At 62.0% G+C, this 16405-nt stretch carries 16 protein-coding genes; 9 read left to right on the top strand and 7 right to left on the bottom strand.

Annotated elements, in window-relative coordinates; all coding sequences use genetic code 11:
* Positions 1–14: 14 nt before the first annotated feature.
* The 7 genes from J4G32_RS14255 to J4G32_RS14225 form a co-directional block, all read right to left on the bottom strand.
* A complete protein-coding gene (locus J4G32_RS14255) occupies positions 15–455 on the bottom strand; it encodes a RidA family protein (RefSeq protein ID WP_343232654.1) in 441 nt (146 codons plus the stop codon).
* A 21-nt stretch (positions 456–476) separates the two neighbouring features.
* Positions 477–1685, bottom strand: a complete 1209-nt coding sequence (locus J4G32_RS14250) for an acyl-CoA dehydrogenase family protein (RefSeq protein WP_210495731.1) — start codon at positions 1683–1685, stop codon at positions 477–479.
* A gap of 1 nt (position 1686) precedes the next feature.
* Complete coding sequence (locus tag J4G32_RS14245; protein ID WP_210495726.1) at positions 1687–2523, bottom strand: enoyl-CoA hydratase family protein; 837 nt, start codon at positions 2521–2523, stop codon at positions 1687–1689.
* On the bottom strand, positions 2520–3029 hold the full coding sequence (locus J4G32_RS14240) for a MarR family winged helix-turn-helix transcriptional regulator (RefSeq protein ID WP_210495723.1): 510 nt from the start codon (positions 3027–3029) through the stop codon (positions 2520–2522). The genes J4G32_RS14245 and J4G32_RS14240 overlap by 4 nt, the downstream gene beginning before the upstream one ends.
* Before the next feature lies 1 nt (position 3030).
* On the bottom strand, positions 3031–3792 hold the full coding sequence (locus J4G32_RS14235) for an SDR family NAD(P)-dependent oxidoreductase (protein ID WP_246505070.1): 762 nt from the start codon (positions 3790–3792) through the stop codon (positions 3031–3033).
* 5 nt (positions 3793–3797) lie between these two features.
* Complete coding sequence (locus J4G32_RS14230) at positions 3798–6152, bottom strand: bifunctional salicylyl-CoA 5-hydroxylase/oxidoreductase (RefSeq protein WP_210495718.1); 2355 nt, start codon at positions 6150–6152, stop codon at positions 3798–3800.
* A gap of 86 nt (positions 6153–6238) precedes the next feature.
* Positions 6239–7900: a benzoate-CoA ligase family protein gene (locus J4G32_RS14225; RefSeq protein ID WP_210495713.1), complete on the bottom strand. Its 1662-nt coding sequence runs from the start codon at positions 7898–7900 to the stop codon at positions 6239–6241.
* Positions 7901–8151: 251 nt separating this feature from the next.
* Here J4G32_RS14225 and J4G32_RS14220 point away from each other — a divergent pair, with 251 nt between their 5' ends.
* The 9 genes from J4G32_RS14220 to J4G32_RS14180 all read left to right on the top strand — a co-directional run bounded on the left by J4G32_RS14220 (position 8152) and on the right by J4G32_RS14180 (position 16388).
* Positions 8152–9327, top strand: a complete 1176-nt coding sequence (locus tag J4G32_RS14220; protein ID WP_246505069.1) for an ABC transporter substrate-binding protein — start codon at positions 8152–8154, stop codon at positions 9325–9327.
* A 147-nt stretch (positions 9328–9474) separates the two neighbouring features.
* Positions 9475–10395, top strand: a complete 921-nt coding sequence (locus tag J4G32_RS14215; RefSeq protein WP_210495707.1) for a branched-chain amino acid ABC transporter permease — start codon at positions 9475–9477, stop codon at positions 10393–10395.
* A 5-nt stretch (positions 10396–10400) separates the two neighbouring features.
* Positions 10401–11435, top strand: coding sequence for a branched-chain amino acid ABC transporter permease (locus J4G32_RS14210; protein WP_425515519.1), 1035 nt, complete (start codon positions 10401–10403; stop codon positions 11433–11435).
* Positions 11428–12180: an ABC transporter ATP-binding protein gene (locus tag J4G32_RS14205; RefSeq protein WP_210495701.1), complete on the top strand. Its 753-nt coding sequence runs from the start codon at positions 11428–11430 to the stop codon at positions 12178–12180. The genes J4G32_RS14210 and J4G32_RS14205 overlap by 8 nt, the downstream gene beginning before the upstream one ends.
* Positions 12180–12878 carry an ABC transporter ATP-binding protein gene (locus tag J4G32_RS14200; RefSeq protein WP_210495698.1) on the top strand — a complete coding sequence of 233 codons (699 nt, stop codon included), beginning with the start codon at positions 12180–12182 and terminating at the stop codon, positions 12876–12878. The genes J4G32_RS14205 and J4G32_RS14200 overlap by 1 nt, the downstream gene beginning before the upstream one ends.
* Positions 12879–13085: 207 nt before the next feature.
* Positions 13086–13823, top strand: a complete 738-nt coding sequence (locus tag J4G32_RS14195) for an ABC transporter ATP-binding protein (protein ID WP_210495695.1) — start codon at positions 13086–13088, stop codon at positions 13821–13823.
* Entirely contained in the window at positions 13820–14575 is a 756-nt protein-coding gene (locus tag J4G32_RS14190) for an ABC transporter permease (protein ID WP_210495693.1), read from the top strand. The genes J4G32_RS14195 and J4G32_RS14190 overlap by 4 nt, the downstream gene beginning before the upstream one ends.
* A complete protein-coding gene (locus tag J4G32_RS14185; RefSeq protein ID WP_210495691.1) occupies positions 14572–15390 on the top strand; it encodes a nucleoside phosphorylase in 819 nt (272 codons plus the stop codon). Before J4G32_RS14190 ends, J4G32_RS14185 begins: the two co-directional genes overlap by 4 nt.
* Positions 15387–16388 (top strand): ABC transporter substrate-binding protein, encoded by a 1002-nt coding sequence (locus J4G32_RS14180; protein ID WP_210495688.1) that lies wholly within the window; start codon positions 15387–15389, stop codon positions 16386–16388. Before J4G32_RS14185 ends, J4G32_RS14180 begins: the two co-directional genes overlap by 4 nt.
* Positions 16389–16405: the final 17 nt, after the last annotated feature.

The raw sequence follows: 16405 nt of genomic DNA, 5'->3' as shown, positions 1-16405 counted from the left end.
GACCGCAAGTCGCTCTATTTTTCGCGCGGCAGCACGGCCGTCGCTTCAATCTCGAGGAGAGCTTCTTTCTCCACGAGCCGCACGACCTGAACCAACGCCATGGCGGGATAGTTGGCACCAAAAATATCGCGGTAGGCACGACCCAGCTCGCGCAATTGCGACAGGTAGTCCTCGATATCCACCACATACCAGGTCAGACGCACGATGTGCTGCGGTCCAGCGCCCGCTTCCGCCAGAATGGCGCGGATGTTTTCAAACGTCTGCCGTGCCTGCGCCACGAACCCGTCTGGAAAGACACCGCTCACATCCCATCCGACGATGCCGCCGGTCACGACGAGCCTCCCCTCTGCCATCAGGCCATTGGAATAGCCTCGCGGGACAGGCCAGCCTTCCGGCTGCAGCACTTCTGCGCCACCTGCGGTAAGTTGGCGAGCGAGCGTTGTCGAGGCAGTCACGGGCATGTCTCCTGGCATGACTCATCCCTTCGCGGGGTGAGAGGATAGGCGGGCGTGTTTGGCTTCCGCCATCTTGATCAACTCGCGCGCGATGACGATCTTCTGCACCTCGGTGGCGCCCTCGTAAATCCGCAGCGCCCGAATCTCGCGGTATAGTTCTTCGACCTTGACGCCCTTCGTGACCCCGAGCCCGCCGAAGATTTGCATGGCCTTGTCGATGACCGTCTGGGCCGATTCAGTTGCGTGCATCTTGGCCATGGCGGCCTCGCGAGTCACGCGCGCAGCGCCGCCATCCTTGGTCCAAGCGGCGCGGTAGACGAGCAGAGCCGACGTGTCGACGGCCGTCGCCATGTCGGCAAGCGCCGCTTGCGTCATTTGAAGATCGGACAAAGGAGCCCCGAACAGATGACGTGATGCAGCATGCGTGATCGCGTCGTCGAGGGCGCGGCGGGCGAAGCCCAGCGCCGCCGCTCCGACCGTGGATCGAAACACATCGAGAGTGGCCATGGCCACCTTGAAACCACCGCCAGGCTCGCCGACCCGCTTCGTCAGCGGCACGCGGCACCCCTCAAAGCGCAGCGTTGCAAGAGGATGCGGGGCGATGACCTCAATCCGGCTCTCGATCGTCAGCCCGGGCGTATCGGCGTCAACGATATAAGCCGACAACCCACGGGCACCCGGGGCTTCCCCCGAGCGGGCAAAAACCACGTAATGGTCGGCGATTCCGCCATTCGAAATCCATGTCTTGACGCCGTCGAGCCGCACATGACCGGGGCCGTCGGGGGTGGCCGTGGTGCTCATGGCCGCCACGTCCGACCCTGCTTCCGGCTCGGAGAGGGCGAAGGCCGCAATCGCCTCGCCGCGCATCACCGGCGGCAGGTAGCGCTGCTTCATATCGTCTGAGGCAAACAGCGTGATCGGGCCCGTGCCCAGTCCCTGCATCGCAAAGGCGAAATCGGCCAACCCGTCGTGATAGGCGAGCGTCTCACGCGCAAGACAGAGGGTCCGCACGTCATAGGATGGCGTCAGGCCGCCATAGGCCTCCGGAACGCTTGCCCGCAGCCATCCCGCCTCGCCAAGGCTGCGCACAAGACTCCGGCACGCCGCGTCGACGTCGTGGTGATCGACCTTGCCGCCAATCGCGTCCCCGGCCCACGCATTCAGGGACGCGGCGAAATGGCGGTGGCGGTCCTCGAAAAAGGGCCAGGCGAGAAAGCTGGAATCGATCACGTCAATCTCCCTGAAAGACCGGCGTCTCTTTGGCCGCGAAGGCATGGAAGGCGCGCGCAAAATCCTCTGTGGTCATGCAGAGCGCCTGCGCCACAGCCTCGGCCTCGATGGCCTCCTCGACGGACATCGCCCATTCCATCGCCAGCATACGCTTGGTCATGGTGTTGGCGTAGGTCGGACCGGTTCCAATCTGATGCGCCAGCTTGTGGGCTTCGGCAAGCAAGCTTGCCTGCTCGACAACCCGGCTGAAGAATCCCCAGCGCTCCCCCTCCTCGGCCTTCATGAAACGACCTGTGAAGAGCAATTCCGACGCGCGTCCCTGGCCAAGGATGCGCGGAAGCATGGCACAGGCTCCCATGTCGCAGCCCGCAAGACCAACCTTGTTGAACAGGAAGGCCACCTTCGCGCTCGGGGCGGCCAAACGCAGATCGGACGCCATGGCAACGATCGCGCCTGCGCCGGCGCAGATGCCCTCGACCGCCGCGATGATCGGCTGCGGGGCGGCCCGCATGGCCTTGACGAGTTCGCCCGTCATCCGTGTGAAGGCCGTAAGGTCTTTCGTGTTCATCGCCACCAACGGGCCGATGATCTCAAACACGTCGCCGCCGGACGAGAAGTTGCCGTCTGCTCCCGTCATGACGATCGCCTTGACGTGATCATCCTTCGCACAGGCATGGAAGAAATCCGTCAGCTCGCGATAGCTCTCGAACGTCAGCGGATTTTTCTTCTCGGGCCGGTTGAGCGTGACGGTCGCCACAGGGCCCTCCACCGCGAGGAGGAAGTGCTCGGGTGTATAGGTGTGAAGCGGCAATGTGACGGCGTTGGCGTAGGTTTTCACTCGTTGTCTCCGTGAACCGCGTGTCGGGCCGAATATTTCGTCTTTGCCAGAAGCCGCATCAGGTCCTTCTGGTCTTTCTTGTTCAGGCCTCCGAACAGTTCGGCAATCCAGTTCTCATGCTCCCCGGCGATGGTCCGGAACTCGGATTGTCCCATCGGCGTCAGGCTGATCATCTGCGCGCGACGGTCCGTTTCGGAGACCCGGCGGTCAATGTGGCCGGATGCGACGAGGCGATCCACGAGACCGGTCAGGTTGCCGTTCGACACCATCATGCGCTTGGAGAGATCCGACAACGTCATTCCGTCGGGCGCCTTGTCGAGCTGGGCCATCAGGTCGAAGCGCGGCAGCGTGACGTTAAAGCGGTCCCGCAGCCGGCGCCGGATTTCACCTTCGATCAGGTTCGAGCAGGTGAGCAGTCTCAGCCACAGCCGCAACTCGTCGCGGTGATCGTCGGGCATCTCGACGGCGTTTGTCTCGGCATCGAGGGGAATGGCGCTGATGGTCATGTCAGATTTCTCCCCCGGCAACCACAATGGCTTGTCCAGTGACCGAGCGGGCATTCATGCCGCACAGAAAAAGAACAGCATCGGCAACTTCCGATGGATCGATGAGCCGCTGCTGCGGATTGTGCCGGACGAGTTCCTCCAGCGCCTGTTCCCGCGTCCGGGCGGTCTTGGCCATGATGTTCTCGAGGCTGTCGGCGACGAGATCGGTATCGGTAAAGCCCGGACAGACCGCATTGACCGTCACGCCGGTTTTAGCGGTCTCGAGGGCAAGCGCGCGCACGAGGCCGATGACCGCGTGCTTCGCCGCGCAATAGGCGGTCACATACGGATAGCCCTTGAGACCCGCTGTCGAGCCCACCGCAATGATGCGGCCGTGACCGCGCTTGATCATCGGGCCGAGGACGGCATGCGCAGCGTTCGTGACACCGATGAGATTGACGTCCAGCATCTGCCGGAAGACCGCCGGGGTGGTTTTCAGGAACGGCATGGAGGCCGCGCTGCCCGCATTGGCGATCATCAGATCCACTGGGCCATGCCGGGCAACAGCGCTTGAAACGCCCTCCTGCACCGCGGCCAGGTCTGTGACGTCGGCAACCGCCGCCGCATGTGCGTCACCCGCTGATACCGCTGCATCCAGAGTGACGCGATCACGCCCCATGATCGTGACCGTCGCGCCAGCCGCGACGAGGCTCTTGGCAATTGCCCGGCCGATGCCTCGGCCACCGCCTGTCACGACCGCGTGACGCCCTTCAAAACGTTCCATAGCCATCATTCCGCCGCGAGGGGTTTGCCCGCAGCCTCCATTTTCAGCTCCGCCCGCGTTTTCGGCCGGCCTTTGATCTTGAGGTCTTCAAGGTCCTGACGATCCCGAACAGAGTTGCGGAAGATCTGCTCTTTACCCGGCAGATAGGGTTGGGGGCAATGGATGGCTTGTGCGCGATACCAGGCGGCGGCCTTAATGGTGAAGAACGGATCGACCAGATGCGGACGTCCAAGCGCCACGAGATCGGCGCGACCGGCCGCCAGGATCGTATTGACCTGATCGGCCGTCGTGATGTTACCCACGCACATGGTCGCGACCTGCGCCTCGTTGCGGATCTGATCCGAGAATGGCGTCTGGAACATCCGGCCATAAATGGGCCGCGCCTCTCGCACCGTCTGACCCGCGGATACGTCAACGAGATCGACGCCGTGCTCCGAAAACAGGCGCGCGACGTCGACCGCCATGTCGCTTGTCACGCCGCCTTCCGCCCAGTCGGTCGCTGACAGGCGCACGGACATGGGCTTGTGAGCCGGCCAGACGGCGCGCATCGCGTCGAAAACCTCGAGTGGGAAGCGAAGCCTGTTCTCCAGGGAGCCGCCGTATTCATCGGTGCGCCGATTGGTCAGCGGCGAGATGAAACTCGCCAGCAGGTAGCCGTGCGCGCAATGGAGCTCGAGCATGTCGAACCCTGCGCGATCCCCGCGCTTGGCTGCGTCTACGAACTGCGTGGTGATCAGCGCCATATCCTCACGGGTCAATTCCCGGGGGACTTGGCTGTCAGAAAAATAGGGGATTGGCGAAGCCGAATAGACATCCCATGCGCCCTCGTTCAGGGGTCGGTCGATCCCGTCCCACATGAGCTTGGTGGCGCCTTTGCGCCCCGCATGGCCCAATTGCAGGCAAAATTTCGAGGCGGAGTTACCGTGAACGAAATCGACAATCCGTTGCCACGCGTCCTGCTGCTCGTCATTCCATATGCCGGTGCAACCGAGAGTAATGCGCGACTCCGGTGAGATGCATGTCATCTCCGTGAAGACGAGGCCCGCGCCGCCGGTCGCACGGGCTCCGTAATGCACGAGATGCCAATCGCCCGGCACGCCGTCGGTCGCCGAATACATGTCCATCGGCGCAACCACGACCCGGTTGTCGAGAACCATGTCCCGCAACCGGAACGGCTGGAACATCGGCACGGCGGGCTCATCGACCGACACGTCGAAGCCGCTGTTGCGGACGTGCTGAGCAAATGTTCGATCGACGGACTGGACGAAATCTGGCGCGCGCAGACGCAGATTGTCATAGGTGATTGCTTTGGCGCGCGTCATGACGCCGAACGAGAACTGCACGGGATCGAAATCCCAGAAGCGCGCCAGATGCTCGAACCACACGAGCGAGACATCGGCGGCGTGCTGCGTCTTCTCGACCTCCTCGCGTCGGCCTGTCTCGTACAGGGCCAAAGCGCCGGATACGCTGGCATCCCGCTTGAAAGCCTCGAACAGCGCTATGGCATCTTCCATGGCAAGCTTGGTGCCCGACCCAATGGAAAAATGTGCGGTCGACTTGGCATCGCCCATCAGCACCTTGTTGCCCATCACCCAGCGCTTGTTGCGGATCATCGGAAAATTGCGCCAGATCGAACGGTTGGTCAGGATCTTGTGACCACCCAGAAACCAGCCGAAAATCGTCTCCATGAGCGCCGCGCCTTCAGCCTCAGTCTTGTCGGCCAGGCCGGCGCGTTCGAAGGTCTCAGGATCGGTCTCGAAGACCCAGGTAGAGCGGTTGGGCTCATACTGGTAGGCATGGGCAATGAAGGGTCCCCATTCAGTTTCCTGGAAGATGAAGGTGAAAGCGTCGAGCGGACGGGTCGAGCCCATCCAAGCGAACTTGTTCGGCCGCAGATCGACCTCAGGCTGGAAGTGATCCGCATAGCGTTCGCGAAAGCGGCTGTTGGCCCCATCCGCGATGATGACCAGATCCGCATCCGCGAACTGGCTCTCGTCATCCACGTCGACCTCATAGTGCAACGTGATTCCCAGTTCGGCAGCGCGATCCTGCAGGATCAGCAGGAGCGTCCGACGCGAGCAGCCGCAGAATCCATTGCCCCCGATGCGGTGCTCGTTGCCCCGAAAGTGGATGGCTATGTCGTCCCAATAGGCGAATTCCCGCGTGATGCGATCATAGCTCGGCTTGTCGTATTTCTCGAAATTGTCGAGGGTCGCGTCCGAAAACACGACGCCGAACCCGAATGTCTCGTCGGCCCGGTTTCGCTCGTAGACTGTGATGTCCGCGCTCGGCCACTGCTTCTTTTGCAGGATCGCGAAATAAAGGCCCGCCGGACCTCCGCCTATGATCGCCGTTTTCATGAGAACCCATCCACCACGTTGCCCGGTTATTTTAAGCTTAAAACAATTTTCGATCAAGCCTTCTCACTTGCCCTGTCGCCCCCGCATCAAGCCGGAGACGATTGAACAGGGACAGTTGCCGCAGGAACATCCGATTCCGCGATCCGCCGAAGGGCAAACCGCTGGAGCTTGCCGGTCTCGGTCCGGGGCAACGTGTCGACGAAGGCAATCGCCCGGGGATACTTATACGGGGCGATCTCGGCCTTGACGTGATCCTGGAGGTGCTTTGCGAGCTCCTCGCCGGGCCGGTAATCGGACCGCAGCACCACATAGGCCTTCACGACCATGCCGCGCTCGTCGTCGGGGGCTGCGACCACCCCGCATTCTGCGACGGCCGGGTGGGTCAGAAGCGCGGCCTCGACCTCGGGTCCCGCAATATTGTAGCCTGACGACACAATCATATCGTCGGAGCGCGCCTGGTACCAAAAATATCCATCCGCATCCATGATGTAGGTATCGCCGGTGATGTTCCAGCCATTCTGGACGTAGCGTGTCTGGCGGTCGTCGGCGAGGTAGCGGCAGCCGGTCGGGCCGCGAACTGCCAAGCGGCCGATGGTGCCGGGTGGAACCGTTGTCCCCCGATCGTCGACCACCTTCGCCTCGTAACCCGGCACCGGTTTGCCGGTGGCACCCGGCCGAATCTCGCTTTCCTTCGCGGCGATGAAGATGTGAAGCATCTCTGTGGCGCCGATGCCATCCATCAGCTTCAGACCCGTGGCTGCCTGCCAGGCTTCAAACGTGTCCTTCGGCAGGGGCTCGCCGGCAGAAACACATTTACGCAAGGTCGTTATGTCATGATGGGCGAGCTTCGGGAGCATCGCGCGGTACGCAGTTGGCGCCGTGAAGCAGATTGTTGCCCTGTAGCTGCCGATGGCCGCCAGCAGATCGTCCGGCCCGGCCCTCTCCAGCAAAACCGTCGAGGCCCCGATCCGCAACGGGAACAAGACGATGCCGCCCAGACCGAACGTGAAGGCCAGCGGGGGCGACCCGATGAAGCGATCGGTGGCGCGCGCCTGAAGGACGTGCTGCGCATAGCCGTCGCAGATCGCCAGAAGATCGCGATGGAAATGCATCGTACCCTTCGGTTCTCCGGTCGTGCCGGAGGTGAAACCGATCAGCGCCACATCGTCTGCGGCGGTGTCGACCGCCGCGAAAGCCGGCGATGCCGCTTCCATGAGCTGCTCAAGACTGTCAGACGCGCCTGATCCCCAGTACACGACTGCACCGAGATCGGGCGCAAGGGTCTTCGCACGCTCCATTTCAACGGCCAGACGGTGGTCGCAGAACGCCAAGGTGATCTGGGCCTTTGTGATCGGGTAGGCGATCTCCTTCGCCCGCAGCAAGGGCATGGTCGCCACGACGATGCCGCCCGCCTTCAATACGGCAAGGTAGATCGCAACCATCATCGGGGTGTTGGCAGAACGCAAAAGCACCCGGTTTCCGGTCACAAAGCCGAGTCGGTCGACGAGGACATTGCAGATCCGGTTCACCCGCTCCTGAAGCGCCCGATAGGTAAGCGTTTCGTCGGGGCCGATCAGACAGGATTCATCTCCGCGTCCTTCCGCCACCCAGCGATCGAGAAACGCTGTCGCGCAGTTCAGCCGCTCCGGATATTGGAAGTCCGGCCCACCCAACAGCAGCGTTGGCCACTGGTCCCGCGGGGGCAGGTTATCGCGCGCGAAGGAGTCGAGATGAGCCGTGTCCGTCATCGTCCGTTCCCCTGCAGAGCGGAACAAGCCGCTTGAAGAAATCCGCTATTTATTTAAAGCTTCAAATAATGCTTGGCAATGCCGAACCGAATTCCCGGCGTCCCGCTCTCCTCCGAATAGGAGTATTCCGGCGGCGGGAATTGCGGCTACATTGCCCACGGATCTCGTCCGGACGACTCGCGTCCTGGCGACAACGCAATTTCGCAGCACGGCACACCGTGCGCGGGGAACCACTCATTCGGGAGACGATCATGCATGTAAGATTTAAAGCCCTTGGTGTCGCGGCCGCGCTCGGTCTTGCCGCCACACCGGGCCTTGCCCAGGAGAAGCTCAAGGTCGGACTGCTTCTGACGCTGTCCGGACCGTCGGCTGTGTTGGGTCAGCAGGCGCGCGATGGCTTTCAGCTCGCCGTCAAGGATCTTGGCGGCAAGCTCGGCGGGCGCGACGTCGAGGTGATCGTCGTGGACGATGAGCTTAAGCCCGATGTCGCCGTGACGAAGGTCAAGGGCCTGATCGAGCGCGACAAGGTGGACTTCGTGGTCGGTCCAATCTTCTCGAACGTGGCTGTCGCGGTGCACAAACCGATCGTCGATTCCAGCACCTTCTACATCAGCACCAATGCCGGCCCCTCGAATCTTGCCGGCAAAAGCTGCAATCCGTATTTCTTCGCCACCTCTTACCAGAATGACCAGAACCACGAAGTGCTGGGCAAGGTTGCGCAGGATCGCGGATACAAGAAGGTCTATCTGCTGGCGCCCAACTATCAGGCGGGCAAGGATGCGCTCGCCGGATTTAAACGACATTACAAGGGCGAGATCGTCGAAGAATCCTACGTGCCGCTCACCAATCTCGATTTCCAGTCCGAACTCGCGAAAATCGCCTCGCTGAAACCCGACGCGATCTTCACCTTCATGCCGGGCGGCATGGGCGTGAACCTCGTCAAGCAGTATCGTGCCGCAGGCCTGGCCGAGCGCATTCCGTTCCTGTCGGCGTTCACGGTCGACGAGTCCACGCTTCCAGGCCAGCAGGATGCCGCCATCGGCATGCTGGGCGGCTCGAATTGGGCGCCCAACCTCGACACGCCGGAAAACAAGAAGTTCGTGGCTGGCTTTGAAGCGGCCTATAACGTCGTGCCCGCCTCCTACGCCATGCATGCCTATGATGCCGCGCTGATGATCGACAGCGCCCTGAAGGCGACGGGTGGAAAGACCGACAACAAGGACGCCGTGCGCGCCGCGCTCAAGAAAGCCGATTTCAAATCGCTCCGCGGCGACTTCAAGATCGGCGCCAATGGCTTCCCGATCCAGGATTTCTATCTCGTGAAGGCTGCCAAGCGTCCCGACGGCAAATTCCAGACCGAAATCGTCGAAAAGGTTTTTGACGATTATACGGATGCCTATGCGAAGGAATGTGCGGCCACCATCTAGTCCGCCCTGCCCATCAAGCCAGTCCCGTGCCCCTTTCTTTGCGGCACGGGACGGGTCTGCGACTCCGCGAGACCCGGGTCGCAATCGTTTGCAGCGGTGCTCAGGCGTGAGACCGGTGGAACGGCCTTTTTGGCCAGAAATGCGCGTATGACAGCGACCCTCCTCTTCGTTCAATCATTGAATGGCCTCCAGTTCGGCCTGATCTTGTTTCTGATCGCAGCCGGATTGACCCTCGTGTTCGGCGTGATGGATTTCATCAACCTTGCCCATGGGGTCCAATATATGGTGGGCGCCTATCTGATGGCGGCCTTCAGTGCGTGGACGGGCAATTTCGGGTGGGCGCTCCTGCTCGCATTGCCGTCGGCGCTGGCCGTCGGCCTGGTCCTCGAGGCGCTCGTCTTCCGGCACTTGTACGATCGCGATCATCTCGACCAGGTTCTGGCGACCTTCGGTGTCATTCTGTTTCTGAACCAGGGCGTCAAATTCGTCTGGGGCGCCGCACCCCTGAATGTGCCGGCGCCGGGCTGGCTGGCAGGGTCGGTCGAGATCGCGGACGGATTGCTCTATCCTGTCTACCGGCTCGCCATCATCGCCGCCGGGTTGCTCGTCGCAGCAATGCTTTACCTGATCGTCAATCACACCCGGGTCGGCATGCTGGTGCGCGCCGGCGCGTCCAACGCGCCAATGGTATCGGCGCTCGGCGTGAACATTCGCCGCCTGTTCATGATCGTGTTCGGGTTCGGCGCCATGCTCGCCGGTTTCGCCGGTGCCATGGTGGCACCCATCCTGTCCGTCGAGCCCGGCATGGGCGACAACATCCTCATCCTGGCTTTTGTGGTGATCGTGATCGGCGGCATCGGATCGATCCGGGGGGCGTTTGTGGCGGCCCTGCTGGTCGGACTCGTCGACACGGTCGGGCGGTCCTTCGCTCCGAACCTCCTCAGGTTGCTTCTCGACCCCGCCACAGCAAGCCAGGCCGGTCGTGCACTGGCCCCGATGCTGATCTACATCTTCATGGCCGCTATTCTGTTTTTCCGGCCGTCCGGCCTTTTTCCCGCTAAGCGCTAGGACGCATGATGACTGCACGCGCACCATCGGGATCAGGTACGCAGACCCGGTTTGGACGGCGACTTGGCCTGGCACCTTTCCTCCTGTTTGCAGCCTTCGCCGTCGCCCCCTTTCTGGCCGCGTTTTCCGGCGCCGAAGGCTACGTGCTCTCCCTCTTGACCCGGGTGATGATCTTCGGCCTTGCAGCGATGTCGCTCGACCTGATCCTGGGCTACGGCGCATTGGTCAGCTTCGGACACGCCGCCTTCCTTGGAATCGGCGCTTACGCTGTCGGCATCCTGGCAAGCCAAGGTTCGGCGGAAATCCTGATCCAGGTTCCGGTTGCGCTGGCCGCGTCGGCGTTGTTCGCACTCGTCACGGGGGCGATCTCTCTTCGGACCAAGGGCGTGTACTTCATCATGATCACGCTGGCGTTCGGCCAGATGCTGTTTTTTCTCGCCACTTCGCTTGCAGCCTATGGCGGCGACGACGGAATGACTGTGCCCGAGCGCAGCAGGCTGTTCGGAAGCCGCCTGCTGGAAAGCGATCTGGCCTTCTACTGGGCATGCTTTCTCTGCCTGCTGGCCTTGTACGGGCTCTTACGCGCGATCGTCGGGTCGAGGTTCGGTCGCGTATTGCGAGGCACGCGCGAGAACCCGGTTCGGATGGAATCCATCGGATACCATCCGTTCCGCTATCAGCTCGCGGCCTACGTGATCAGTGGAATGATGGCGGGTCTGGCCGGTTGCCTGATGGCCAACCAGACCGAATTTATCAGTCCGGCCTACATGACCTGGCAGCGATCCGGCGAACTGATCTTCATGGTGGTTCTGGGTGGTCTCGGGAGCCTGCACGGCGCCATCATCGGAGCAGCGGCCTTTCTCCTGCTCGAGGAGTTTCTGCCCGAGTTCCTCCATGCCGCCGGCTTCCTGCTGCAGGACGACATGCGGACCCGTCTGGTTGAGAACTGGAAAATGATTTTCGGTCCCTTGCTCATCCTGATCGTTCTTTTTGCCCGGGGCGGGATCATGGGCCTGCTGCGGCGAGGCGACCATGGCTGAGCCGATGCTGGAACTGCGCCACCTCAAGAAAGCCTACGGCGCCCTCGTGGTCACCGATGACGTCAGCCTGTCCGTGCAGAAAGGCACCCTGCATGCCATCATCGGGCCGAACGGGGCCGGAAAGACGACCCTCATTCACCAGATGTCGGGGCTTCTCCCCTCCGGATCCGGCGAGGTCGTACTCGATGGCGACACGATTACGCGGTTGCCGATGCACGAGCGTGTCCGTCGCGGTCTCGCACGGTCCTTTCAGATAACCTCCATCCTGCCGGGCTTCTCGGCGCTTGAGAATGTCGCGATGGCCGTTCAGGCGCGGTCGGGCTCGAGTTTCCGGTTCTTTGCCAACGCCTCGCGGGAGCAGGCCCTCAACGAGGAGGCGACGTCGTGTCTGACAACCGTGGGCCTGGGCGAACGGGCGGGCGTGCCGGCCGGTCTCTTGTCTCACGGAGAAAAGCGGCAGCTTGAACTTGCCATCGCACTCGCGACACGGCCCAAAGTGCTGCTGCTGGATGAGCCGTTGGCCGGGACAGGTCACGATGATTCGCAGCGCGTCGTCGAGACGCTGCGATCCCTGAAGGAGCGCATGACGATCATTCTCATCGAGCACGACATGGACGCCGTTTTCTCGCTCGCCGATCGTGTCAGCGTGCTTGTCTACGGGCGCGTGATCGCGACCGACACGCCTGCGGGTATTCGCGCCAACCCGGAGGTTAGAGCGGCCTATCTGGGCGACGAGGTGATCTGATGCTGTCGGTTCGCCATATCGAGGCCTCCTACGGCGCAGCCCAGGTCCTGTTCGACATCTCGCTAGAGGTCAATGCCGGCGAAGCCGTTACGCTTCTCGGTCGAAACGGCATGGGCAAGACGACGACCATCCGGTCCATTATGGGACTTCTACGCCCCACAGCCGGCGCGGTCGTGTTCGCGGGCGCGGTCCTGACCGGACGGGAACCCTATCACGTGGCCCAGGCGGGTGTAGGCCTTGTGCCCGAGGGCCGGCAGATCTTCCCAACGCTCACGGTTGAAGAGAATCTCTTGGCAACAGCTGCGGCGCGTCATGGCTCGAGACGCTGGACGCTCGACACCATCTATCACCTGTTTCCCCGTCTGAAGGAGCGTCGCGGCAATCTGGGCACGCAACTCTCAGGAGGCGAGCAGCAGATGCTGGCGATCGGTCGCGCTCTGATGACCAATCCGAAACTCCTCATTCTCGACGAGGCGACGGAGGGTCTCGCACCGCTGGTTCGTGCCGAGATCTGGAATTGTCTCACGCACCTAAGGAGTGAGAACCAGTCCATCCTCGTCGTCGACAAGAATGTGGACGCGCTGGCTCAATTCGCTGACCGGCACGTGATTATCGAGAAAGGACGCTCCGTGTGGAGCGGAACGAGCGCCGAACTTGTCGCCGACGCGAGTCTGAAGGACCGCTACCTTCACGTGTGAAGAGCCTATTCGACTGACAGCCGCTCTCGGCCCCGTCTGGACGCCCCGGGAAGACATCCTATCTGAGGCGTTCTGAAGGAGTTAGTCGAGATCTGGACTCCTGCTGGCACTTTTGCGTTGATCAAAAGCTTGCAGAGTTTCACAGAACTGTGCCAATTCAGCATCCCCGAAGAGCCCCGTTGGGTTCTCCCATCTCCGTCGTAGCGCATGATCCAGATCAGAGGCGTCCACAAAGAATTCGCGGTCGACGGGGCAAAGGTAACCGCCCTGAGCCCGACCGACCTTGATGTGCGACGGGGCGAATTCGTCAGTATTATCGGTCCGTCCGGGTGCGGAAAGTCGACATTGCTGCGCATCGTCGCCGGACTGGAAACTGCCAGTGGCGGCACCATCGCGATGACAGAAGCGCGCTCGCCCGCGCAACGCGTCGGCTTCGTGTTTCAAGAGCCTGTGCTGCTCCCATGGCTTACCGCTCTGGAAAATGTCCGCTTTCCGCTCGATACGGCCGGCGTTGCGCGCCAAGAGGCGGAGGATGTAGCCTCGCGACTCCTGCGATTGGTGGGCCTTGCCGGATTTGAGAATGCGTTGCCGCGCACGCTCTCGGGCGGCATGCGCCAACGAGTCTCTATCGCCCGCGCGCTTTCCTACGACCCGCTGTTGTTGCTCATGGACGAACCTTTCGGAGCGCTGGACCTGATCACCCGGGACCGCCTCAATGACGAATTGCTGGCGATCTGGTCCGAGACAAGGAAGACGGTCATCTTCGTCACCCATAGTGTCGAGGAAGCAGCCTATCTGTCCGATCGGGTGATCGTCATGTCGCCGCGCCCAGGCGCTATCCGGTCGATCTACGAGGTCGATTTCCCGCGGCCACGCGGCGAAGCGACAAAGCTCGATCCTGCCTTTCACCATCTGATGGCCAATCTGCGGCGCGACCTCCAATGAAATCCCTCGGGCGGGTCGCCGAGACCCTAGTTGCCCTTGTGGCTATCGTGCTTCTCTGGGATGTCTACACGCGCTTCTATGACGTGCCTGAATTCCTTCTGCCCGCACCCCTTTCCGTCTGGAGCGCCTTCATTGAAGCGGCTGCCGACAAGCTTCCCGGCCACGTCCTCTACACAGTCGGAATCCTGACACTGGGATTTACCATCGGGGCAATCCTCGGTGTCGCCGCTGGCGTGGCACTTGCCAAGAGCGCACGACTGGAGCGGTGGCTGGGCGGCCCCATCCTATTCTTGCAGACGGCCCCGAAGATCGCGCTGGCGCCGTTGTTCATCATCTGGTTCGGCCTGGGCCTGACATCGAAGATCGTGCTGATCACGTCGCTCGTATTTTTTCCGGTCCTTATCGGGACGCTCGTGGGAATCCGCTCACTCGATACGCGCCTTCGGGATCTTGCGCGCGTGCTCCATCTCACGCTGTGGCAGCGTTTCCGCCTCATCGAATTCCCCGCCGCCCTGCCGGAGATCTTCGTCGGGCTGCGTGTCGGGGCGGTGCAGGCCGTCGTGGGCGCGATCCTTGCGGAGTGGATGGCTGGCAAGCAAGGACTTGGCTATCTCATGACGTTTGCCTCGGCCACCTACAAGACGCCTCTCCTCTTTGCCACGGTGATCCTCACCGCCCTCTTGGGCATTGCAGTCTATCAGGTGATCGAATGGGTGGAGCGCAGATTGCTCGCCTGGCGGGAGACGCCATGAAAGTTCCGTCGTCACGATCCGCCGCCTTTCCCTGGCTTGACGGGCAGCCCACGCATCTGCCCTGCCATCCGGGCGACATCACGCCTAGCGTTCTGCTGCCGGGAGACCCTGATCGTGTGACAAAGGTCGCGAGCGTCCTCAACGATGTGGTTGACCTCGGTCGGCGGCGTGAGTTTCAGATGGCGCGGGCCCGTTGGCAGGGCACGCCCGTGACGATCTGCTCCACGGGGATCGGCGGGCCATCGACAGAGATCGCCGTCGTCGAACTTGCAAATCTCGGAATGACGACCGGCATCCGTGTCGGTGGTATGGGAGCAATCGACCCAGCCATTCCACTCGGCTCCTTCGTGATTGTCGACCGCGCCCTGCGGAACACGGGAACCAGCCGGATCTACGCGCCGTTCGAGGGCGATCTGCGGGCATCGGCAGCCGTCATTGACGCTCTGGAGCGGGCAGCCAGGGCGCTGAAACTGCCACATCGGCGAGGCGCCATCTTCACCACGGATTCGTATTACTGGGGCCAGGAGCGCTTGGCGCGACCTGATGATGATCCGGGTGAGGTGCCGACCCGCGGCCTGATTGCGCGCCTCGCCGCAGGAGGCATCGCCGGAATGGACATGGAATGCGAAACTTTGTTCGCCGTCGGTGGTGCGCTCGACATCAAGGTCGGTGCTGTGCTCGCAGTCCATGGAAATCGCGCGACAGACGAATGGCTTGAGGATTACGAAGAGACCCAGCACAATCTGATCCGCCTCGCCGCGACCGCCATCGCAATTCTCGAATCACCTCATTCGTCCTCAGGAGAAATCCCATGAAACGCCGCACCTTTCTCGCCAGCAGCCTGGCCGCAACCGCGTCGGGGATGCTCCCGCGAGTCGCGTCGGCACAGAGCCTGGAATCGGTCACGCTTCAGATCGACGGCGCCGCCGTTCCTTTCTACGCACCCCTTTATGTCGCGCAGGAGAAGGGCCTTTTTGCCAAGAACGGCTTGGAGTTGCGGATCGTATACGCTGCCGCCGCCGACATCCTGCGCAATGTCGCGGCCGGCAATGTGCAGTTCGGTTTCCCCAATGGGGATGCGGTCATCGCCGGCAAGGCAAACGGCCTTCCGGTCAAGGTTGTCCATACCACCTATCAGCGCGGGATTGGCGCCACGTTGTTCAAGACCACGAGCGGCATCAAGACCTTCGAGGACCTTAAGGGCAAGACGGTTGCCGTCACCAGCCTGGGCAGCCCCAACTACCTGCAGCTTCAGGTCGGATTGAAGCAGGCGGGCGTCAAACTCGAGGATGTGAATGTCGAAGTGATCGCAACCGGCGCCATCGTTCAGGCCCTGCAGGCCGACAAGGTCGACGCGATCGTCTTCTCGGAGCTGCGCCGCTACAACCTCGAAGCCGATGGGGTGAAAGTCGGCATGATCTCGTCCAACGATTTCCTGCCCTCCTTCGGCAATGTCGTTGTGACGGGCGAGCGCTATTTGCAGAGCAAGCCGAAGGCCGTGAAAGGATTCAACACGGCCCTGAGCGAGGCGCTCCAGTGGATCATCGATGGCCATGTGGATGAAGCGCTGACGATCGCCATCGAGAAGCATGCCCAGACCTGGAAAGGCCAGGAGGATCTCCTCAAGCGCGCCTTCACCGAATCGTTCATCCCGTCGATCTGGCAGAGCCCTCTGACCAAGGAGAAGGGTCTCGGAGCTGGAGATCTGGCGGCATGGCAGAAGAACATCGACATTCTGGCCGAATACAAGGTGGTCGAGCGGGGTTTCAAGGCAGATGACCTCGTTGTGCAGCCAGCCGACATCAAGGGCTAGGATGATGGCCTGCCCGA

Origin of the sequence: Microvirga antarctica, assembly GCF_017921815.1 — a bacterium.
In the GTDB taxonomy this organism is placed as follows: Bacteria; Pseudomonadota; Alphaproteobacteria; order Rhizobiales; family Beijerinckiaceae; genus Microvirga; species Microvirga antarctica.
Note: the sequence above shows the minus strand (reverse complement) of the source record. Positions and strands in the feature narration are given on the sequence as shown.